The organism is Burkholderia sp. AU16741, assembly GCF_002223345.1.
Taxonomy (GTDB): domain Bacteria; phylum Pseudomonadota; class Gammaproteobacteria; order Burkholderiales; family Burkholderiaceae; genus Burkholderia; species Burkholderia sola.
Genome location: NZ_NKEZ01000003.1, coordinates 739522 through 758637, shown reverse-complemented (window position 1 = coordinate 758637; position 19116 = coordinate 739522). Strand labels below are relative to the sequence as shown.

Annotated in this window: 19 protein-coding genes; 9 read left to right on the top strand and 10 right to left on the bottom strand. The window is 69.7% G+C overall.

Going from position 1 to position 19116, the window contains the following annotated elements:
* From mdcA to madL, 3 genes are all read right to left on the bottom strand, one after another.
* Positions 1-1647, bottom strand: coding sequence for a malonate decarboxylase subunit alpha (gene mdcA, locus CFB89_RS06000; protein ID WP_089467919.1), 1647 nt, complete (start codon positions 1645-1647; stop codon positions 1-3).
* 131 nt (positions 1648-1778) lie between these two features.
* Entirely contained in the window at positions 1779-2546 is a 768-nt protein-coding gene (gene madM, locus CFB89_RS05995) for a malonate transporter subunit MadM (protein ID WP_027808885.1), read from the bottom strand.
* An 11-nt stretch (positions 2547-2557) separates the two neighbouring features.
* On the bottom strand, positions 2558-2953 hold the full coding sequence (gene madL / locus CFB89_RS05990) for a malonate transporter subunit MadL (RefSeq protein ID WP_089467112.1): 396 nt from the start codon (positions 2951-2953) through the stop codon (positions 2558-2560).
* A 329-nt stretch (positions 2954-3282) separates the two neighbouring features.
* Between madL and CFB89_RS05985 the strand changes: the two genes are divergently transcribed.
* The gene (locus CFB89_RS05985) at positions 3283-4131 is read left to right on the top strand and encodes a LysR substrate-binding domain-containing protein (RefSeq protein ID WP_089467111.1); all 849 of its coding nucleotides are present in this window, start codon (positions 3283-3285) and stop codon (positions 4129-4131) included.
* A gap of 169 nt (positions 4132-4300) precedes the next feature.
* Positions 4301-4585 (top strand): DUF4148 domain-containing protein, encoded by a 285-nt coding sequence (locus CFB89_RS05980; protein ID WP_089467110.1) that lies wholly within the window; start codon positions 4301-4303, stop codon positions 4583-4585.
* A gap of 34 nt (positions 4586-4619) precedes the next feature.
* Here CFB89_RS05980 and CFB89_RS05975 read toward each other — a convergent pair whose 3' ends face one another.
* A complete protein-coding gene (locus CFB89_RS05975; protein ID WP_089467109.1) occupies positions 4620-5537 on the bottom strand; it encodes a 3-hydroxyacyl-CoA dehydrogenase NAD-binding domain-containing protein in 918 nt (305 codons plus the stop codon).
* Between the two features lie 246 nt (positions 5538-5783).
* Here CFB89_RS05975 and CFB89_RS05970 point away from each other — a divergent pair, with 246 nt between their 5' ends.
* Both CFB89_RS05970 and CFB89_RS05965 read left to right on the top strand, forming a co-directional pair.
* The gene (locus CFB89_RS05970; protein WP_089467108.1) at positions 5784-6221 is read left to right on the top strand and encodes an Hsp20/alpha crystallin family protein; all 438 of its coding nucleotides are present in this window, start codon (positions 5784-5786) and stop codon (positions 6219-6221) included.
* A 16-nt stretch (positions 6222-6237) separates the two neighbouring features.
* A complete protein-coding gene (locus tag CFB89_RS05965) occupies positions 6238-6648 on the top strand; it encodes an Hsp20/alpha crystallin family protein (protein ID WP_089467107.1) in 411 nt (136 codons plus the stop codon).
* 115 nt (positions 6649-6763) lie between these two features.
* Here the strand turns inward: CFB89_RS05965 and CFB89_RS05960 are convergent, their stop codons facing one another.
* Together CFB89_RS05960 and CFB89_RS05955 are read right to left on the bottom strand one after the other, a co-directional pair.
* On the bottom strand, positions 6764-7066 hold the full coding sequence (locus CFB89_RS05960; RefSeq protein ID WP_089467106.1) for a zf-TFIIB domain-containing protein: 303 nt from the start codon (positions 7064-7066) through the stop codon (positions 6764-6766).
* 90 nt (positions 7067-7156) lie between these two features.
* A complete protein-coding gene (locus tag CFB89_RS05955; protein WP_089467105.1) occupies positions 7157-7912 on the bottom strand; it encodes a TerC family protein in 756 nt (251 codons plus the stop codon).
* A 110-nt stretch (positions 7913-8022) separates the two neighbouring features.
* Here CFB89_RS05955 and CFB89_RS05950 point away from each other — a divergent pair, with 110 nt between their 5' ends.
* Both CFB89_RS05950 and CFB89_RS05945 read left to right on the top strand, forming a co-directional pair.
* Complete coding sequence (locus tag CFB89_RS05950; protein ID WP_089467104.1) at positions 8023-8916, top strand: LysR family transcriptional regulator; 894 nt, start codon at positions 8023-8025, stop codon at positions 8914-8916.
* Positions 8917-9032: 116 nt separating this feature from the next.
* Positions 9033-10232, top strand: coding sequence for a DUF2242 domain-containing protein (locus CFB89_RS05945; protein ID WP_089467918.1), 1200 nt, complete (start codon positions 9033-9035; stop codon positions 10230-10232).
* Positions 10233-10484: 252 nt separating this feature from the next.
* Here the strand turns inward: CFB89_RS05945 and CFB89_RS05940 are convergent, their stop codons facing one another.
* Positions 10485-11405: a pyridoxal-phosphate dependent enzyme gene (locus CFB89_RS05940; protein WP_089467103.1), complete on the bottom strand. Its 921-nt coding sequence runs from the start codon at positions 11403-11405 to the stop codon at positions 10485-10487.
* 166 nt (positions 11406-11571) lie between these two features.
* Between CFB89_RS05940 and CFB89_RS05935 the strand changes: the two genes are divergently transcribed.
* Positions 11572-12483 carry a LysR family transcriptional regulator gene (locus CFB89_RS05935; RefSeq protein ID WP_089467102.1) on the top strand — a complete coding sequence of 304 codons (912 nt, stop codon included), beginning with the start codon at positions 11572-11574 and terminating at the stop codon, positions 12481-12483.
* 493 nt (positions 12484-12976) lie between these two features.
* Entirely contained in the window at positions 12977-14182 is a 1206-nt protein-coding gene (locus CFB89_RS05930) for an MFS transporter (protein ID WP_089467101.1), read from the top strand.
* A 104-nt stretch (positions 14183-14286) separates the two neighbouring features.
* On the opposite strand, the gene CFB89_RS05925 is transcribed toward CFB89_RS05930, so the two are convergent.
* From CFB89_RS05925 to CFB89_RS05915, 3 genes are read right to left on the bottom strand one after another with little or no spacing between them, the layout of a single operon-like run.
* Positions 14287-15309: a histone deacetylase family protein gene (locus CFB89_RS05925; RefSeq protein ID WP_089467100.1), complete on the bottom strand. Its 1023-nt coding sequence runs from the start codon at positions 15307-15309 to the stop codon at positions 14287-14289.
* 24 nt (positions 15310-15333) lie between these two features.
* Positions 15334-16605 carry a Zn-dependent hydrolase gene (locus CFB89_RS05920; RefSeq protein WP_089467099.1) on the bottom strand — a complete coding sequence of 424 codons (1272 nt, stop codon included), beginning with the start codon at positions 16603-16605 and terminating at the stop codon, positions 15334-15336.
* A 31-nt stretch (positions 16606-16636) separates the two neighbouring features.
* Positions 16637-17947, bottom strand: coding sequence for an MFS transporter (locus CFB89_RS05915; protein WP_089467098.1), 1311 nt, complete (start codon positions 17945-17947; stop codon positions 16637-16639).
* Positions 17948-18135: 188 nt separating this feature from the next.
* Here CFB89_RS05915 and CFB89_RS05910 point away from each other — a divergent pair, with 188 nt between their 5' ends.
* The gene (locus tag CFB89_RS05910) at positions 18136-19092 is read left to right on the top strand and encodes a LysR family transcriptional regulator (RefSeq protein WP_089467097.1); all 957 of its coding nucleotides are present in this window, start codon (positions 18136-18138) and stop codon (positions 19090-19092) included.
* The last annotated feature ends 24 nt before the right edge of the window (positions 19093-19116 follow it).

Genomic DNA, 19116 nt, shown 5'->3' with positions numbered 1-19116 from the left:
TCACCAGTTGCGGAACCGGGCCGGCGGCGCGTAGAGCCCGCCCGACCAGTGCACGAGATCCTTGATCGAACGCGCGGCGAGCCAGCGGCGGTCGGCGTCGAGCGGATCGATGCCGAGATCCTCCGGGCGGCGGATCACGCCGCGCTCGCGCAGCCGCTCGACCATCCTCTTGTCGCGGCCGCGGCCGACGTCCGTATAGCCGGCCACGCCGCGGATCGCGTGCTCGCGTTCGTCCTTGTCGCGGCACATCAGCAGGTTCGCGATCCCTTCCTCGGTGACGATGTGCGTGACGTCGTCGCCGTAGACCATGATCGGCGCGAGGTCGAGCTGCAGCTTGTCGGCGAGCTTCAGCGCATCGAGCTTCTCGACGAACATCGGCACGTTCTTGTCGCCGAACGTCTCGCCGATCTGCACGACGAGCTTGCGGCCGCGCCGCAGCGCCGCCGGCGTGTCGGGGTCGGCTTCGGCCCCCGCCTTCAGCCACGGCTCGCTCGGATGGCGCCGGCCGCGCGCGTCGCTGCCCATGTTCGGCGCGCCGCCGAAGCCGGCGATGCGCTCGGCGGTGACCGTCGACGAATGGCCGGACAGGTCGATCTGCAGCGTCGAGCCGATGAACATGTCGCACGCATAGAGGCCGGCCGTCTGGCAGAACGCGCGGTTCGAGCGCAGCGACCCGTCGGGGCCGGTGAACCACACGTCGGAGCGCGCGCGGATGTAGTCGTCCATCCCGACTTCGGAGCCGAAACAGTGAATCTGCTCGACCCAGCCCGATTCGATCGCGGGAATCAGCGTCGGATGCGGATTGAGCGCCCAGTGCGTGCAGACCTTGCCCTTCAGCCCCAGCTTCGCGCCGTAGGTCGGCAGCAGCAGCTCGATCGCGGCCGTGTTGAAGCCGATCCCGTGGTTCAGGCGCTTGATCCCGTACGGCTCGTAGATGCCCTTGATCGCGAGCATCGCGGTGAGAATCTGCGTTTCGGTGATCGCGGCCGGGTCGCGCGTGAACAGCGGCTCGACGTAGAACGGCCGGCCGGCCTCGACGACGAAATGCACGCGATCGCCCGGGATGTCGACGCGCGGCACCTTGTCGACGATGCGGTCGACCTGCGCGATCACGACGCCGTCCTTGAACGCGGTGGCCTCGACGACGGTCGGCGTGTCCTCGGTGTTCGGCCCCGTGTACAGGTTGCCGTCGCGATCGGCGCTCACGGCCGCGATCAGCGCGACCTGCGGCGTGAGGTCGATGAAGTAGCGGGCGAACAGTTCGAGATAGGTGTGCACCGCGCCGAGCGCGATCTTGCCGCCGAACAGCAGCTTCGCGATGCGCTGCGATTGCGGGCCCGAATACGCGAAGTCGAGCCGCTTCGCGATGCCGCGCTCGAACACGTCGAGGTGCTCGGGGAGCACGACGCCCGACTGCACCATGTGCAGGTCGTGGATCTTCGCGCTGTCGACGTCGGCGAGCGCGGTGGCGAGCAGATCGGCCTGCTTCTGGTTGTCGCCTTCGAGGCACACGCGATCGCCGGGCCGCAGCACCGCCTCGAGCAACGCGACGGTGTCGCGCGCGTCGACCCGCTTGCCCTGCGCGTAAGCCGCGCCGGCCGCGACGCGTGCATCGCGCGCCTGCCGCGCGTGATTCCATCCGGTCATGAACAGTTCTCCGCTTCGATGGTTCAGCGGCATTCTAAGCCTGGCGCCGCTGCCGATTGATGATGTTGCAGAATGCGACTCAGAGGACGCCGCGATGGATGCGGCCCGCGCGCGGGCCGCGTCGCATCGCCCTACGCGCCGACCAGCGCGCGCGTCGTGAAGAACAGCAGCGACGGCCCGAGCAGGCAGCCGACGCCGGTATGGAACGTCGCGACCAGCGCGCCGTACGGCACGAGCCGGCGGTCGGTCGCGGCAAGGCCCGCGCTCACGCCGCTGACGGTGCCGGCGAGCCCGCCGAAGATCATCGCGGAGCGCGGCGTCTTCAGCCCCATGAAGTTGGCCGCGACCGGCGTGCCGACCATCACGATGATCGCCTTCACGAGCCCCGTCGCGATGCTGAGCGCGATCACGTCGGAACTCGCGCCGATCGCCGCGCCCGTGACGGGCCCGACGATATAGGTGACGGCGCCGGCCCCGATCGTCGTCATGCTGACCGCGTCGGTATAGCCGAACGCGCGCGCGACGCACGCGCCGACGATGAACGGCAGCACGGTGCCGAGCAGCAGCGACACGACGCCGACGAGCCCGGCCTTGCGCGCCTCGGTCGGCTGCACTTCGAACGCAGTCGCGACGATCGCGAAATCGCGCAGCATCGCGCCGCCCATCAGGCCGATACCGGCGAACAGCTTGACGTCGGCCAGCCCCTTCTCGCCGCCGGTGAATGCGCCGCCGACGTAGGCGAGCACGAGGCCGATCACGATCGCGATCGCCGAGCCGTGGACGCGGCCGAACGTGAGCTTGCGCGACGCGATCGACGACAGCCACATGATCAGGCCGACCAGCGCGAACGACGCGACGAGCCCGTTGTGGGCGACGGTTTTTTCGAGCATCTGCAGCATGGCGGCCCCCTTCACTGTTCTTCGAATTGCGGCACGCCCGCGAAGGCCGTGTCGTCGCGCCCGGTGCGCGCGAGTACCGCGATGCAGCATGCGCAGATCGCGACCGCGCCGACGGCGGCCAGCAGCGCGACCGGCCCGCCCTTGAGCGCGGCGACCACGTTCTGGTTCGCGGCCATCGCGACGACCACCGGGATATACATCGCGCCCCAGAAACCGACGCCCGCCTCGGTCTCCTTCGGCATCCAGCCGCGCCGGTGCAGCCAGAGGCGCAGGCAGATCAGCAGCAGCATCGCGATGCCGACGCCGCCGACGTTGGTTTTCACGCCGATCGCGCTGCCGAGCAGGTCGCCGAGGAACAGTCCGGCCAGGTGGCAGAACGCCAGCAGCGCGGTTCCGTAGATGATCATGAGTCGTCTCCAGTCTCTTCGTGACGGGTGCCTGACGCGCGCGGGAGCCAGGCCCGCACGCCGATCCCGGGCGGACTGTCTGTCTCCTGCGGCGGGGCGCCGCGGCCCGGCGGCTCGTCGTGCGAGCACGTTCTCGGGGTCGATGGGATGATGCGGTTTCGGGCCGGACGCCGGATGGCTTAGACTGACCGATGCCATCGGCGGCGCGACACGGGCTACGCGTCCGGTGCCCCTCGTTGGCGGAGGCCGCACGGGCGCGTGATCCGATACTAGCGCCGCAAAATCCGGCCATTTATGAAGTTGTCGAAACCGATTCAGTGGATTTAGCAATGCGTCCGTTACCGCCCGAGTTGCTGCGCAGCTTCGTCGCCGTCGCCCAGTCCGGCAGCTTCACCGCCGCGTCCGAGCGCGTGAACCTGTCGCAGTCGACCGTCAGCCAGCATATCCGCCGGCTCGAGGAGCTGCTCGACCGGCCGCTGTTCGAACGCGACACGCGCAACGTGCACCTGTCGCAGCACGGCGACGCGCTGTTCCGCTACGCGGTGCGCATCCTCGAGCTGATGGACGAGGCCGTCACGTCGGTCTGCGGGCCGCCGCTGTCGGGCAAGGTGCGGCTCGCGATGTCGGAGGATTTCGCGTCGGCGCACCTGACGGCCGCGCTCGCCAGCTTCGTGCAGCGCAACCCGGACGTCGAGCTGGCAATCTCGACCGGGCTGTCGGGCGACCTGTTCGACGCGCTCGACGAGGGCCGGCACGATCTCGTGTTCGCGAAGCGGATCGCCGGCAGCCGGCGCGGCCGTGTGATCCGCAGCGAACCGCTGTACTGGTGCACCGGCCCCGATTCGCGGATCACCGGCCACGAGGCCGTGCTGCCGCTGGCGATGCATCCGGAGCCGAGCGTGTCGCGCCGCCGTGTGCTCGAATCGCTCGAGGCCGTCGGGCGGCCGTACCGGATCGCCGTCGTGAGCAGCAGCGTCGCGGTGTTGCGCGCCGCCGCGAGCGCGGGGCTCGGCGTCAGCGCGTTCGCCGGCTACGTGATCCCGGCCGGGCTCGCGCGGCTCGACGCGGGCCTGCCGGAACTCGGCGAACTCGAATACGTGATCGATCGCCCGGCGGCCGCGTCGCGCTCGACGCTCGCGCTCGAAGCCACGCTGATCACGGCGGCGGCCGAGTTGTAACGGCACCGCAGGCATCGCACACGGGCGCGGGCGCGCCCGCCGCGCCTGACAGCCTTGCCCGGAACGCGTCATCGTCCGCGCAGCACCCGCTCGCGACAATGGGCCCCATCCGAACGCACCGCGCATCGCCGCGCGCGTCCGGTACCCGTCCCCTTGCTCGGAGCCCGCCATGAAGAACGTCCTGCGATTCGCCGTCGCGACCGCTGCAGCCGCCTTGCTCTCCCCCGCCTTTGCCCAGACCGACGCGTCGCCCCCCGCACAACAGGGCCTGACGCGCGCGGAAGTCATCGACCAGCTCAAGCAGGCCTATCTCGACGGCCAACTGCCGACCAACGACGGCAATTACCCGCCGAACGCCGCGACGCGTGCGCGCAACCGCGAACTCGTGCAGGCCGCGAGCCCCGCGTGGCTGGCCCACGTGCCGCCCGCCAGCCAGACGACCTCGCAGCAATGACCGGCGCCGCCGCGCCGGCGCGACGCGATCAGGATCACGGCAGGAAGCTGCGGCGCCGCGCGTCGATCAGTTCGACGAGCAACCGGTCGCGCTCCGCCGCCAGTTCCTGCATCGAGCGCTCGCCCTGGATCGCGCGCAGCGCATCGGTCAGCTTCCGATCGACTTCCGGATCGAACGAAGGCGTGCCGAGGTCGTCCCACCAGCTCGTGATCGGCCCCGACAGATGTTCGAGGAAATGCGCGATCCCGCCCGCGCCGCCGCCGAGGTGATAGGTCAGGCACTGCCCCATCAACCCCCAGCGCAGGCCGGGCCCCCACGCGACGGCCTTGTCCGCATCGGCGACGCTCACGACGCCTTCGCCGACGAGGTGATACACCTCGCGGAACAGCGCGGCCGCGAGCCGGTTCGCGACGTGGCCGGTCATCTCCTTGTTCAGCACGATCGTCTGCTTGCCGAGCGCATCGTAGAACTGCTTCACGCGCGCGATCACGTCCTGGCCGGTCATGTCGCCGCCGACCAGCTCGACGAGCGGGATCAGGTGCGGCGGATTGAACGGATGCGCGATCAGGCAGCGCTCCGGATGCTTCGCGCACGCGGTCTGGATCTCGGACATCTTCAGGCCCGACGAGCTCGACGCGATCGGCACGTGCGCGGGCAGCACGTCGTCCATCTGGCGGTACAGCGCGCGCTTCAGGTCGAGCCGTTCCGGGCCGCTCTCCTGCACGAAGTCGACGCCGTCCAGCGCGCGCACGAGATCGGCGTCGAACGACAGCCGCGCGGAAAGCTCGGCGGCCCGCTCGCCGAGGAAGGCGGCGAGCGCGTCGCGCAGCCGCGCGTCGGCGTGCGGCGCCGGGTCGGTCGCGACGACGTCGAAGCCTTGCATCAGGTAGAAAGCGGCCCAGCTCGCGCCGATCACGCCGGCGCCGACGAGCGCGATACGTCGAATGTCCATGGTTGTCCCGTGTGGTTGGTCTGCGGATATGTCGCGGCGATTGTCGCATCGAATCCCGCGCGCGCGCGTCGATGCAGATTGCAGATTCCCTCTTGAAATGCGTGATGGCGGCCACTAATTAAGCGTCGGCTGGCAGTGCCGCATGCAACGCACCGCCCTCGTTATCGATCCCGTGGAGCCGCCGTCGCGCCCGCCGCAGGCGTCGCGCCGTCGCGTCTCCCGCGTTCCCTGTTCAGGAGGACCAACATGAGCGGTATCCATCACGGCTACGACTTGTTCGACGAATTCGCCCGCGTACAGCGGCAGATGGCGAGCCTCCTCGGCGAACGCCCGTCGGGCATCCGCGCGGGGCGCGCCGGCGCGTTTCCCGCACTCAACGTCGGCGCCACCGACGACGCAATCGAGATCGTCGCGTTCGCACCCGGCATGGCCGCGGCCGACTTCGACGTGTCGATCGACAAGGATCTGCTGACGATCAGCGGCGAGCGCAAACCGGCGCCGCGCGAAGGCGACGACGTGCGCACGTATGCGCAGGAGCGCTTTCACGGCGCGTTCCGCCGCGTGGTCGAACTGCCGCGCGACGCTGACCCGGACCAGGTCAGCGCCCGCTACGAGAACGGCTGCCTGCTGATTCGCGTGGGCCGGCGCGAGGCCTCGAAGCCGCGTGCGATCACCATTCAGTAACCTTCAGGATACCGACATGAACACGAACCCGACCCAGGCCGAACGCCACCCGAGCACCGTTCACGCTGCCGCCGCCGAAGCCGCGCGCCGGCCCGCGATCACCCCGTCCGTCGACATCGTCGAGGACGCGCGCGGCGTCACGCTGCGAGCCGACCTGCCCGGCGTGCCGCGCGAGAACCTCGACGTGAAGGTGCACGACAATACGCTGACGATCGAAGCCGCGACGCAGATCGACACGCCGGCCGACCTGCGCGTGCGACATGCGGAAATCCGTTCGACGCGCTATGCGCGGTCGTTCGTGCTGAGCGCCGATCTCGACACGTCGCGGATCGACGCGAACCTGCGCGACGGCGTGCTGACGCTGACGATTCCGCGCCGCGAGGAAACGCGCCCGCGCCGCATCGACGTGACCGCCGGCAATGCGTAAGCGTCGACGCGTGTCCTGACGCGACGCGCATGAAAAAGCCCCGCGCCGGCGCGATGCCGGGCGGGGCTTCTTTTTTGCATCGAGCCGCGCGCGATCAGCCACGCGGACGGCAGATTCAATCGAAATCGAACAGGTCGAACACCGACTTCTTGCGGCGCCGGCCGTCGTGCCGGTGACGCTCGTCGTGCGAGCGGCCGTCGCGCCCCCAACCGTCGTCGCGCTCGCGCGGCGCATGCGCATCGTGTTGCGCCGGCGCGGCGTCGCGGCGGGCCGGCGCGTCGCCAGTCTCGCGGGCGATCAGCTTGTCCAGCTCGCCGCGATCGAGCCACACGCCGCGGCAGCTCGGACAGTAGTCGATCTCGATCGACTGGCGCTCGGCCATCAGCAGGTCGGGCGTCTTGCAGACAGGGCATTTCATCGCGTTTCTCCTTTCCGTGCGAATTTCATCCGGATTCCGTATGAGGCGCGCGAACCGGCCGCCGCGGCGGCCGGCGTCACGCGCGCCGGCTCAGTCGCGCGCCGCGTGCGCGGCCCGCTTCGCCTTCGCGCGCCGCGCCAGCATGTTCATGCCCTCGACGAACGCCGAGAACGCCATCGCCGCGTAGATGTACCCCTTCGGCACGTGCGAACCGAACCCTTCGGCGATCAGCGTCATGCCGATCACGACCAGGAACGACAGCGCGAGCATCACGATCGTCGGGTTGCGGTCGATGAAGCGGGCGAGCGGCTGCGCGGCGAACAGCATCACGCTCACGGCGACGATCACGGCGACGAACATGATCGGAACGTGCTCGGTCATGCCGATCGCGGTCACGATGCTGTCGATCGAGAACACGATGTCGAGCATCACGATCTGGCCGATCGCGGCCCACATCGTCAGGCCGGCCGCGCCGGCGGCCCCGCCCGCGCCGTCGCCGTCGTGCGACACGTGGTGATGGATCTCGGTGGTGGCCTTCCACACGAGGAACAGGCCGCCCGACAGCAGGATCAGGTCGCGCCACGAGAACGCATGGTCGAACAGCGTGAACACGGGTTCGGTCAGGCTCGCGATCCACGCGACGCTGCCGAGCAGCGCGAGGCGCATCACCAGCGCGAGCGCGATGCCGAGGCGCTGCGTGCGGGCGCGCTGCGCTTCGGGCAGCTTGTTGCTGAGGATCGAGATGAAGATCAGGTTGTCGATGCCGAGCACGACTTCCATCACGACGAGCGTCAGGAGCGCGGCCCAGACGGCGGGGTCGGCGGCAAGCGTCAGCAGGTAGTCCATGGGATGGGCCGATACGAAAGTGGAAAGCCCGATGATAGGCTACGCCAAAGTTCGAAAAAATCAGCGATAATCTGACTTTAGGTTCGGTTTTTCCGATATATCGCGCTGCGATGCTGAATTTTCGACATCTGTACTATTTTTGGGTCGTCGTGAAGGAAGGCGGCTTCGCTCGGGCGGCCGAGCGGCTCGACATGGCCGTGCAGACGATCAGCGCGCAGGTGCGCGAGCTGGAGAAATCGCTTGGGCACCAGTTGCTGCGCCCGGCCGGGCGCGGCGTCGCGATGACCGACGCCGGGCAGGCCGCCTTTGCGCGCGCGGAAGTCATCTTCGAAATGGGACGGCAGATCCCCGACGACGTGCGCGCGGCGGCCAGCCGGCCGACCGTGCGGCTCGCGGTCGGCCTCGCGGACGGCATCTCCAAGCTCGCCGCGCACGCGATCCTGGCCCCGGTGCTCGACACGCCCACGCTGCGGCTGCTGTGCCACGAAGGCGAGCACGACGCGCTGCTCGCGGAGCTCGCGCTGCATCACCTGGATCTCGTGCTGGCCGGCCAGGGTGCGCCGTCGGGGTCGAATCTGCGCGTGACGAGCGAGCGGCTCGTCGCGTCGCCGGTCGACTGGTACGGGCCCGCGGCGCTCGTCACGCCGGCCGCGCGGCAGCGCTTTCCACAGTGCCTGGCCGACCTGCCGGTGCTGTTGCCGACCGCGCATTCGGCATTGCGCGCGCGTCTCGACCTGTGGCTGGAAAGCGAACGGATCGTGCCGCGCGTGGCCGGCGAGTTCGAGGACAGCGCGCTGATGGCCGTGTTCGCGGCGCGCGGCCTCGGCGTGTTCCCGCTGAGCGAACTCGGCGCGAACGATGCGTCGCTGCTGCGCGGGCTCCGGCGGCTCGGGCGCGCGGGCGACGTGACCGAGGAAATCCATGCGATCCGCTCGCGGCGCGGCGAACATCATCCGCTGACGTCGCAATTGCTGGCCGCGGCGCGCGGCGCGCCGGCCGACTGAAGCGAGCGCGACATCAAAGGAAACTATAATGTCGCCCCGGCCATACGAGACGTGCGCGCGCATTAATCCGGGCCTCCCCGTTGCGCCGCCGCTTGCCGAGCCTTCTGAAAGACGCCATGCACAATCGATTTCGCCTGTTTTCCGTTTCGTGCGCGCTCGCGGTCGCGACCGTGCTGGCGGCATGCTCGTCGCCGCCCAAGCCGATCTATCAGCAGGAACAGTTCGACGCGACCACCAGCCCTTACGCGCACACGTTCCACGCGAAATCCGACGCGGCCTGCGAGGCCGCGCGGCGCGCGCTGCTGAGCCAGGGCTACGTGGTGTCGTCGTCGCGCAACGACGCGGTCGACGGCAGCAAGAATTTCCAGCCGAGCAACGACATGCACGTCGTGATCGAGTTTCACGTCGTGTGCGCGGACGCGACGGCGGACGGCGCGTCGAGCATCGCGTACGTGAACGCGGTGCAGGACCGCTATACGCTGAAGAAATCGAATACGTCGGCCAGCGTGGGCTTGAGCGTGTTCGGCTCGCTGTCGCTGCCGATCGGGTCGAGCGACGACGCGCTCGTCAAGACCGCGAGCGAGACGATTCCCGCCGGCGTGTTCTATGAGCGCTTCTTCACGCTCGTCGACCATTTCCTGAAGATCGACCCGGCGCGCCGCGACCGCGCGACCGTGAAGGCCGCGGAGAAGGAGCCCGTCGCGCCGCTGCCCGAGCCCGCGCCGACGCCGCAGGGTGAACCGCTGAAGATGACGACGCCGGTCGTGCCGACGCCGCCCGCGGCGCCGGTGCCGCTGTCGGCGACGGGTGTCGCGCCGGGGTCGGGCGCGAATGCCGTGCCGGCCGCGACATCGGCCGTCGCGGCGCCGGCTGCGATGCGTGCGGCGCCGCCGACGGCGGCGTCAGGAGCGGTGCCGGCTTCGGCGGCGGCACCCGCGGCGGCTTCTGCGCCTGCACCGGCTTCGGCCGCCGGCCCGGCGCCGGCATCGCCCCCTGCTCCGGCTCCCGCGTCGGGTGCCGCACCGGCTTCGGCGCCCAAGCCGGTTTCCGGTCCGGCAACCGCGCCCGCACCTTCGTCGACCTCCGGTTCGACGGCGGCGCCGGTTTCCCCGCCCCCAGCTCTTTCGGAACCGGCCGCATCCGCGGCCACCGCTGTGCCGTCCTCGTCTTCGACCGCGCCTTCGTCAGCGGCGTCCGCACCCGCATCACTCTCGGCATCGGCATCGCCGCCGTCGAGCGCATCGCCTGCGCCGGCTGCCGCCGACCCGGTCGCATCATCCACGCCGTCCGGCGCGAGCGCGGCCACCGCGAACTGATCGCGCGCCCGTACCGTCGCGCCCGGCCGCATGCGGCGCGGCGCGACGATACGCAGCCCTTTCGCCTTATTCCCTGAAGTCGTTTCCGCTCATCCGGCTGTGCGCCGGCCGCGATTGGCCGCGCGGGATTGATGACAGGGCAACATCGACGCGCCACACTCAGCCACGGGCGCCCCAGACTCGCAGTCGCCGCGCGCGACAATCGCAAGCGACCTGCCGTGTCGCGACCGCGCTGCTTGCCGACGCCCTCGCCTACCGCAACGTCGCGCGCAGCGTCTGCAGATCCTCGACGGGCGTGGTCACGCCGCCGCAGACGATCACCGCGATGTCCGCTGCCGACTCGAGCACCGGCACCGGCCGCTCCAGCGCGGCCAGCGCCGCGCCGCACGCGGGCTCGACGACGATCCTGTGTTCGTCGAGAAACCGCAGCGACGCAGCCACCGCGTCGGCATCGGACACGACGACCGGATGAATCGCGTGGCGTGTCGCCCATTCGACCGCCGCGTCGCACGGCCGCTTCGCGCCGAGCGTCGTCGCGATGCTCGTGATGGCCGCCAGCTCGACCGGACGCCCCTGCGCGACCGAACGCGCATAGCAGTCGGCGCCCTCCGTCTCGGCCGCGACGACGGGCACGTCGTGCCAGCCGTTGCGCGCCAGCCCTTCGAGCACGCCGCACAGCAGACCGCCGCCGCCGACCGCGAGCACGACCGCGTCGGGCTTCGGGCCGGCCGCCGCCATCTCGTCGATCATCGTCGCGTGGCCCTGCCACAGCATGCGATCGTCGAACGGATGCACGAACGCGTCGTGCGCGTCGAGCCCCGACTGCGCGAACGCGTTCGCCTCGGCCCAGCTCGCGCCGTGCACGACGAGTTCCGCGCCCTCGATGCGGATCAACTCGCGCGCCCGCCCGGACGTGCTTTCCGGCACGACGACGCGCACCGGCACGCCGAGCTCGCGGCCGCAGTACGCGACCGCGATACCCGCGTTGCCGCCCGATGACGACACGAATCGCCGCGCGCCGGCGGCGTGCCGCGCCTCGCACACGGCGCCGATGCCGCGCAGCTTGAACGAACCCGACGGCTGCAGCGCCTCGAGCTTCACCCGGATGGTCGTGCCGAGCCGACGGGATGCGATCGACGAACGGATATAAGGAGTCGGGATATGAAGCGGCATGGGACGGAACGCTATGAGGATGGAGGAAACGCGCGTGATGCGCGACGGAGCGAATACGGCAACGACGGTCATCGTACGCCGGGCCAGCCATGCTTTCCAATACCATCGAATGGCATTTGCTATGCTCCACAGGCATACCCATCCACCCCACCCGACACCCCACCGCATGCGCCAGATCGAACTGCGTCACCTGCGCTACTTCGTCGCCGTCGCCCAGGCCGGCAGCGTGATGGCCGGCGCCCGCGCGGCCGGCATCGTCCAACCCGCGCTGTCGCGACAGATTCGCGAGCTCGAGGACGCGATCGGCACGCCGCTGCTGATTCGTCGCGCGACGGGCGTCACGCTCACGGCGGCCGGCACGAGCTTCCTGCACGATGCGACCGGCCTGCTCGCGATGCTGCAGGACAGCCGCGAGCGTGCGTTGCGCAGCGCGGCCGGCCAGTTCGGCGAACTACGGCTCGGCGCGCTGCCGAACTGCCTGCCGCTGCCGGTCGTCGCGAACGTCCTCAAGGCGTTTCGCGATGCGTGCCCGGACGTGAAACTGTCGATCGCGCCGATGCTGTCGGCCGAACAGGCGAGCGCGCTGATGCGCGGCCAGCTCGACGCCGGGATCATGGCGTGGCGTCGCGAGGAAGCGCCGCACCTGACGGGCGTGCGGTTGCTGAGCGACCGCTTCGTGCTCGCGATGCCCGCGCCGTCGGGCGGCCGCTTCATCGCGCCACGCACGCTGGCCGACGTCGCGAACGAGCCGTTCGTCTGGTTCGATGCACAACGCTCCGCCGCGCACCACCGGTTCCTGATGACGCAGTGCGAGCAGGCCGGCTTCACGCCGCGCATCGCGCAGGTCGGCAGCGACATCCCGACGCTGATCGGCCTCGTCGCGGCCGGGATGGGCTGCGCGTTCGTGCCGGAAAGCGCGTCGCCGACCTGCCCGCGCACGGTCCGGCTCGTCGCGCTCGACGAGCTCGCGAGCCGCTTCGACATCGAGTTCGTGTTCGACGGCGCGGCGGCGGCCCCGTCGCCCGTCGTCGCGCGGTTTCTCGCGGCGGTCCGCGATGCGGCCGGCGAACCGGGCTGAACGAACGACGGCTGCATCGGCGCGCGATCGGGCGATGCGACTTGCAGCGCCGGCCGATGGACGGAATCGCTCCTCCGCGATCTCGTCGTTTTCGCTGTTTTTGCGCACTAAACGACACCGCCGTGCCGCCGAAAAATCTTTCAGAACGCCGACGGACGGCGTCACGACGACGCTATTTTCAAATTGACACCAAAAACGGCCGTTTAACGCCGATTCGAATCCTCCTGGCCCGAAATATACTGCCCGCGCATCCAATTCCTCGTGCCAAAGAGAGGATGCGTTTCCGCCCCGGCCACGGCCCCCCTGTGGTCGGGGCTTTTTTCTTGTCGCGCATCGAATCACGTCCCACACGTCGCCCACGCGCCGCATTGTTGACATGAAATCAAGATAATTTCGTCCCGATGCGGCTTTTTCCGCAAAAGTAACGCAGGCACACTTCGAGCTGTCCTCAATGGCGTCGTGCCGTTGTCCCCCGCTTACAGGAGCCCGCCGCGTGAACCCCACGACTTCCTCTCCGCCCCGCCCGGGCGGCAGCGCCGCGCTGCCGCTGCTGGCGCTCGCCGCCGGCGCGTTCGGCATCGGCACGACCGAGTTCTCGCCGATGGGCCTGCTGCCCGTGATCGCCGACGGCGTGCACGTGTCGATTCCGCAAGCCGGCATGCTGATCAGCGCGTATGCGATCGGCGTGATGGTCGGCGCGCCGCTGATGACGCTGCTGCTCGCGCGCTGGTCGCGCCGCGCCGCGCTGATCGCGCTGATGTCGATCTTCACGATCGGCAACCTGCTGTCGGCCGCCGCACCGGACTACACGACGCTGCTGCTCGCCCGCCTCGTGACGAGCCTCAACCACGGCGCGTTCTTCGGGCTCGGCTCGGTGGTCGCGGCGAGCCTCGTGCCGCGCGAGAAGCAGGCCAGCGCGGTCGCGACGATGTTCATGGGCCTGACGATCGCGAACGTCGGCGGCGTGCCGGCCGCGACCTGGCTCGGCCAGATGATCGGCTGGCGCATGTCGTTCGCGGCGACCGCGGGCCTCGGCCTCGTCGCGATCGCCGGCCTGTTCGCCGCGCTACCGAAGGGCGAAGCCGGCAAGATGCCCGACCTGCGCGCCGAACTCTCCGTGCTCACGCGCCCGGTCGTGCTCGGCGCGCTCGCGACGACGGTGCTCGGCGCCGGTGCGATGTTCACGCTCTATACGTACGTCGCGCCGACGCTCGAGCACCTGACGGGCGCCACACCCGGCTTCGTGACCGCGATGCTCGTGCTGATCGGCGTCGGCTTCTCGATCGGCAACATCGCGGGCGGGCGTCTCGCCGACCGCTCGCTCGACGGCACGCTGATCGGCTTCCTGTTGCTGCTGATCGCGACGATGGCCGCGTTCCCGCTGCTCGCCTCGACCCACGCGGGCGCCGCGATCACGCTGCTGGTCTGGGGAACCGCGACGTTCGCGGTCGTGCCGCCGCTGCAGATGCGCGTGATGCGCGCGGCCCATGAAGCGCCGGGCCTCGCGTCGGCCGTCAACATCGGCGCGTTCAACCTCGGCAACGCGGTGGGCGCCGCCACCGGCGGTGCGGCGATTTCGGCCGGGTTCGGCTACGCGGCGGTGCCGCTCGTCGGCGCGCTGATCGCCGCCGCCGGGCTCGGCCTCGTCACGCTGCAGGTCACGCAGCGCCGCCGCTCGCCGGCCGCCGCGAATTCGTAAGCGCGGGCGCGTCCGGACTGCCGGGAACCTTCCGCTCGCTTTTTTACGGCCGCGCGATGCGGCCGTTTTCATTTTCGGCGTGCGGTCGGTTCCGACGGCTCAAGTCAGCGTCCCGCGGCGAACCCGCCGAAGAACGCGCGCGCGTTCGCCTCGAGACTCTCGAGGTGATAGCCGCCTTCCTGCACGATCACCGTCGGCAGGCCGAGCGCGCCGATCGCGCCGCCGAGCCGCCCGAACCCGTCGGTCGTAACCGCGACCTGCGATTGCGGATCGTCCTGGTAGATGTCGAAGCCGAGCGCGAGCACGAGCGCATCGGGCTGGAAGCGCGCGAGCGCGCGCAGCGCGTCGTCGAGCCGCGCGAAGAACGTCGATTCCGGCGCGCCGTGCGGCATCGGCAGGTTGAGGTTAAAGCCGTCGCCAGCGCCCGCGCCCGTCTCTTCCTCGTAGCCCGCGACGACCGGGTAGAAGTTGGTCGGGTCGCCGTGAATCGATACGTACAGCACGTCGTCGCGGCCATAGAAGATTTCCTGCACGCCCTGCCCGTGATGCATGTCGGTATCGAGAATCGCGACGCGGCGATGGCGGCCGAGCAGCGCCTGCGCGGCGATCGCCGCGTTGTTCAGGTAGCAGAAGCCGCCGGCCGCGTCGCGGCGCGCATGATGGCCGGGCGGCCGGCACAGTGCGTAGGCTTCGCGCGCGCCGTCGTTGACGTCGGCCGCGGCGGCCAGCGCGCCCTGCGCGGACCAGTACGCCGCGCGCCACGTGTTCGCGCCCACCGGGCAACTGCCGTCGGCGAGATAGCGCGCGGCTTTCGCGAGCACGCCGCGCAGCGGGTTCGGATCGCGCACGAACACGTTCGACATCACTTCGTCGCCCCAGTCGTCGGGCATCCGTTTCCAGTCGCGGTGCGCATCCTCGAGAAAGCGCAGGTAGTTCATGTCGTGCACGGCCGCGATCGGCGCGGTGCCGCGGTCGGCCGGCTCGCGCACGTCGAAATCGAGCGACCGCACGGCCGCGACGAGTCGCGCCGCCCGCTCAGGCACTTCCTGCGGCTCGCGCATCCGGCCGCGCGACAGATAGCTGCGCGGATGGTGCAGCAGTTGTTCGGGATGGAAATAGGTTTTCATCGGAGTCCTCGTCGATTCGCCGGATCAGGCACCGTGCGCGGCAACCGCCGCGTCGACGCGCGCCGCGATGCCCGCGCGCGCCAGCACCGCCTGGAGCAGCACGTTCGCGCCGCACGTCACGTCGTCGGGCAACGCATCCTCGGCTGCGTTGTGCGACAGGCCGTCGACGCACGGAATGAACACCATCGCGGTCGGGAAACGGCGCGCGAGCAGGATCGCATCGTGGCCGGCGCCGCTCACGATCCGCTCGTGCGTGTAGCCGAACGCGGCGGCCGCCTGCGCGACCAGCCCGACGCAATCGCGATCGAACGGCGTCGCCGGGCTGCGCCAGCAGGTGTCGATCGCCAGCTGCACGCCGCGCGCGGCAGCAATGCGGGCGCACGCTTCGCGCAGGTCGCGCTCCATCGCATCGACTTCGGCATCGTCGTGATGCCGCAGGTCGACCGTGAACGTCAGCTCGCCGGCGATCGTGTTGCGCGATGCGTTGCGGATGCCGACCTGCCCGATCGTCGCGAGCCCGCGCGGTGCATAAGCGGCGACAATCCGTTCGAGTTCGAGCGCCATCTGCGCGCTCGCGAAATACGCGTCCTTGCGATACGGCATCGGCGTCGTGCCGGCGTGCGCGGCCACGCCCGTCACCGTCACGTCGAGCCAGCGGATCGCCTGCCCGCCCGTGACGATGCCGACCGTCGTGCCGTTCGCCTCGAGCACGGGCCCTTGTTCGATATGCGCCTCGAAATACGCGTCGACCGCGCCGCCCGTTGCGCGCGTACCGCGATAGCCGCATGCGTCGAGCGCCGCGCCGAGCGTGACGCCGTCGGCGTCCTGCTTCGCGAGCGCGTCGTCGAGCGGCAACGCGCCCGTGAACACGGCCGAGCCGAGCATCGCCGGCGCGAAGCGCGCGCCTTCCTCGTTGGTCCACGACACGATCTCGAGCGGCTTGTCGGTCGCGATGCCCGCGTCGTTCAGCGTGCGCACGAGTTCGAGCGCGGCGAGCACGCCGTAGACGCCGTCGAAGCGGCCGCCTCCGGGCTGCGTGTCGAGATGGCTGCCGATCAGCACCGGCGCGGCATGCGCATCGGCGCCGTCGCGCCGCGCGAACAGGTTGCCGACCGCATCGACGCTGACCGTGAGCCCCGCGTCGCGGCACCATTGCGCGAACAGGTCGCGCCCGCGCCGGTCGTCCTCGGTGAGCGCGACGCGCCGCACACCGCCGCTCGGCGTCGCGCCGACGCGCGCCATGTCGGTCAGGCTCTGCCACAGGCGGGCGCCGTCGATTTCCAGCAGGTCGTTCATAGGGATTCCGGATCGATTCGTTCGTTGAGGTTCAGTGCGAGCCGAGCGCTTCGGCGGTGGCCGGCTGCGCCGCGCGGCGCGCGTCGAGCGCGACGATGCAGAGCAGCGAAATGCCGGCGAGACACGTGTAGAACACCGCGAGCGGCCACCACTGGCCCGTGAAGCGATGCGCGAGCCACGTGCCGACGAGCGGCGTCAGGCCGCCCGCGATCGCGCCGCAAATCTGGTAAGCGAGCGAGATCGCCGAATAGCGCACGTGGGCCGGAAACACGTCGCTGACGAAGCCCGCGATCACCGAATAGAAACCGGCCATGCACACCACCGCGAGTGCGATGCCCGCGATCAGCGACGCGGACGTACCGCCCTGCACGAGCATGAACATCGGATACGGCGACAGCATCGCGAGCAGCGCCGCGAGCTTCAGGAAGCGCGCGCCGCCGATACGCTCGGCGATCCACGCGGCAAGCGGCTGCGCGAAGAACTGGATGATCGCGACCGCGAACAGGCTGTCGAGGATCAGCGAACGCGACACGCCGACGTATTGCGTCGTGTACGCGATCATGAACGTGTTCGTGAAATAGACGCCCGCGATGCCGATCGTGTTCGCGCCGATGCAGAGCAGCACGAGCCCCGACGCGGAACGAAACACTTCCGCGACCGGCAGCTTCACCGTGCGGTGGGTTTCCTTCACCCGCGCGAATTCCGGCGACTCGTTCACGCCGAGCCGGATCAGGATGCCGACCACCAGCAGCACCGAACTCGCGAGAAACGGCAGGCGCCAGCCCCACGCGAGGAAGTCGGCCTTGTCCATCGACGTGACCGCGCGGAACGCGATCAGCGACAGGATCAGCCCGGCCGGGCTGCCGAGCTGCGCGAACGACGCGAAAAACGTGCGGCGCCCCTGCGGTGCATGCTCGCCCGCCATCAGCACCGCGCCGCCCCATTCGCCGCCGACCGCGATCCCCTGCACGACGCGCAACGCGACGAGCAGCACCGGCGCGAGGACGCCGACCTTCGAATAGGCGGGCAGCAGCCCGACGCACACGGTCGCGACGCCCATCATCATCAGCGTCGTCATCAACGCCTTCTTGCGGCCGATGCGGTCGCCGAGATGGCCGAAGATCACGCCGCCGAGCGGGCGCGCGAAGAAGCCGACCGCGAACGTCGCGAACGACGCCATCGTGCTGACGAACGGGTCGTGCGACGGGAAATAGAGCTCGCCGAACACGAGTGCGGCCGCGGTCGCGTAGATGTAGAAGTCGTACCACTCGATCATCGTGCCGATGAACGCGGCCGTCGCGGCGCGTGCCGGCTGGCGGGCGGAAGGAAGGGAGTGAGTCATGCGGGCTCCTGACGCGCGCCGCCGCGGGGCGGCACGCAATATCGGGTGACGGCCGTCTGTCGCGGCGTCGCGCCGCACGCTGCGGCACCCTTCCTTTATCGGTGGCCGCAAATCATTAGTCAAATTTCAAGTTATTATTCGCCGTATAAATTCAACTAATGCCTGCTCGCCGCCTGCCCGGAGACCCGATGCGCCCCGACCTCGCCCCGTTCCTGAACGATCGCCTCGACTGGAACCTGCTGCGCACCTACCTGGTGATCATGCAGGAGCGCAGCGTGAGCCGCGCGGCCGCGCGCCTGCACGTCACGCAGCCGGCCGTGAGCCAGGCGCTGCGGCGGCTCGAGGAGACGCTCGAGCGCCGGCTGATCGAGCGGCGCGGCGCGCACTTCGCGCCGACGCCGGCCGGCGAAGCCGTCTACCGGATCGCGAGCGACATCTACGGCGGCATCTCGCGCCTCGAAACCGAAATCGACGACAGCACGGCCGACCTGACCGGCTCGATCCGGCTGCTGACGGTGAGCCGTATCGAATCGCCCGTCTACGATGAAATTCTCGCGGACTTCCATCGCGCGTATCCGCGCATCGATCTGCAGATCGAAGTGATGCGTTCGTCGGACATCCTCTCCTCGCTGCTGCAGAAAACGGCCACGGCCGGGCTCGGCCTGTGCCGCACGCCGCATGACAAGCTGGAGATGCGCTGCTTCCTGCGCCAGCGCTATGCGATCTATTGCGGCCGCCATCACCGGCTGTTCGGACAGACGCAATTGCGGATGGACGATCTGCTCGCGGAGAATTTCGTGTCGTTCACGAGCGACCAGATCGGCGACAGCCTGTCGCCGCTCACCGTGTTCCGCGACCAGAAGGGCTTCACGGGGCGCATCGTCGCGTCGTCGCCGAGCCTCGACGAAGTGCGACGGCTGATCTTCGCGGGCTACGGGATCGGCTGCCTGCCCGAGCACATCGTGCGCGACGACATCGCGCAGCAACGGCTGTGGCGGTTGCCGCCCGACGACGGGCTCGTCGACGTCGACGTGTTCCTGCTGTGGCATCGCGATCGCAAGATGAACGCGGCCGAGCATGCGTTTCTCGACGCGATGGAGCGTTGCATGCAGCGCTACTCGCTCGCGGAGCGGCTCGGGAAATGACGGCGCGAACGCGCCCGGAGAAAG

Coding starts and splice junctions, on each gene's coding strand:
- mdcA (WP_089467919.1), bottom strand. CDS start 1,647: ATGACCGGATGGAATCACGCGCGGCAGGCGCGCGATGCACGCGTCGCG.
- madM (WP_027808885.1), bottom strand. CDS start 2,546: ATGCTGCAGATGCTCGAAAAAACCGTCGCCCACAACGGGCTCGTCGCG.
- madL (WP_089467112.1), bottom strand. CDS start 2,953: ATGATCATCTACGGAACCGCGCTGCTGGCGTTCTGCCACCTGGCCGGA.
- CFB89_RS05985 (WP_089467111.1), top strand. CDS start 3,283: ATGCGTCCGTTACCGCCCGAGTTGCTGCGCAGCTTCGTCGCCGTCGCC.
- CFB89_RS05980 (WP_089467110.1), top strand. CDS start 4,301: ATGAAGAACGTCCTGCGATTCGCCGTCGCGACCGCTGCAGCCGCCTTG.
- CFB89_RS05975 (WP_089467109.1), bottom strand. CDS start 5,537: ATGGACATTCGACGTATCGCGCTCGTCGGCGCCGGCGTGATCGGCGCG.
- CFB89_RS05970 (WP_089467108.1), top strand. CDS start 5,784: ATGAGCGGTATCCATCACGGCTACGACTTGTTCGACGAATTCGCCCGC.
- CFB89_RS05965 (WP_089467107.1), top strand. CDS start 6,238: ATGAACACGAACCCGACCCAGGCCGAACGCCACCCGAGCACCGTTCAC.
- CFB89_RS05960 (WP_089467106.1), bottom strand. CDS start 7,066: ATGAAATGCCCTGTCTGCAAGACGCCCGACCTGCTGATGGCCGAGCGC.
- CFB89_RS05955 (WP_089467105.1), bottom strand. CDS start 7,912: ATGGACTACCTGCTGACGCTTGCCGCCGACCCCGCCGTCTGGGCCGCG.
- CFB89_RS05950 (WP_089467104.1), top strand. CDS start 8,023: ATGCTGAATTTTCGACATCTGTACTATTTTTGGGTCGTCGTGAAGGAA.
- CFB89_RS05945 (WP_089467918.1), top strand. CDS start 9,033: ATGCACAATCGATTTCGCCTGTTTTCCGTTTCGTGCGCGCTCGCGGTC.
- CFB89_RS05940 (WP_089467103.1), bottom strand. CDS start 11,405: ATGCCGCTTCATATCCCGACTCCTTATATCCGTTCGTCGATCGCATCC.
- CFB89_RS05935 (WP_089467102.1), top strand. CDS start 11,572: ATGCGCCAGATCGAACTGCGTCACCTGCGCTACTTCGTCGCCGTCGCC.
- CFB89_RS05925 (WP_089467100.1), bottom strand. CDS start 15,309: ATGAAAACCTATTTCCATCCCGAACAACTGCTGCACCATCCGCGCAGC.
- CFB89_RS05920 (WP_089467099.1), bottom strand. CDS start 16,605: ATGAACGACCTGCTGGAAATCGACGGCGCCCGCCTGTGGCAGAGCCTG.
- CFB89_RS05915 (WP_089467098.1), bottom strand. CDS start 17,947: ATGACTCACTCCCTTCCTTCCGCCCGCCAGCCGGCACGCGCCGCGACG.
- CFB89_RS05910 (WP_089467097.1), top strand. CDS start 18,136: ATGCGCCCCGACCTCGCCCCGTTCCTGAACGATCGCCTCGACTGGAAC.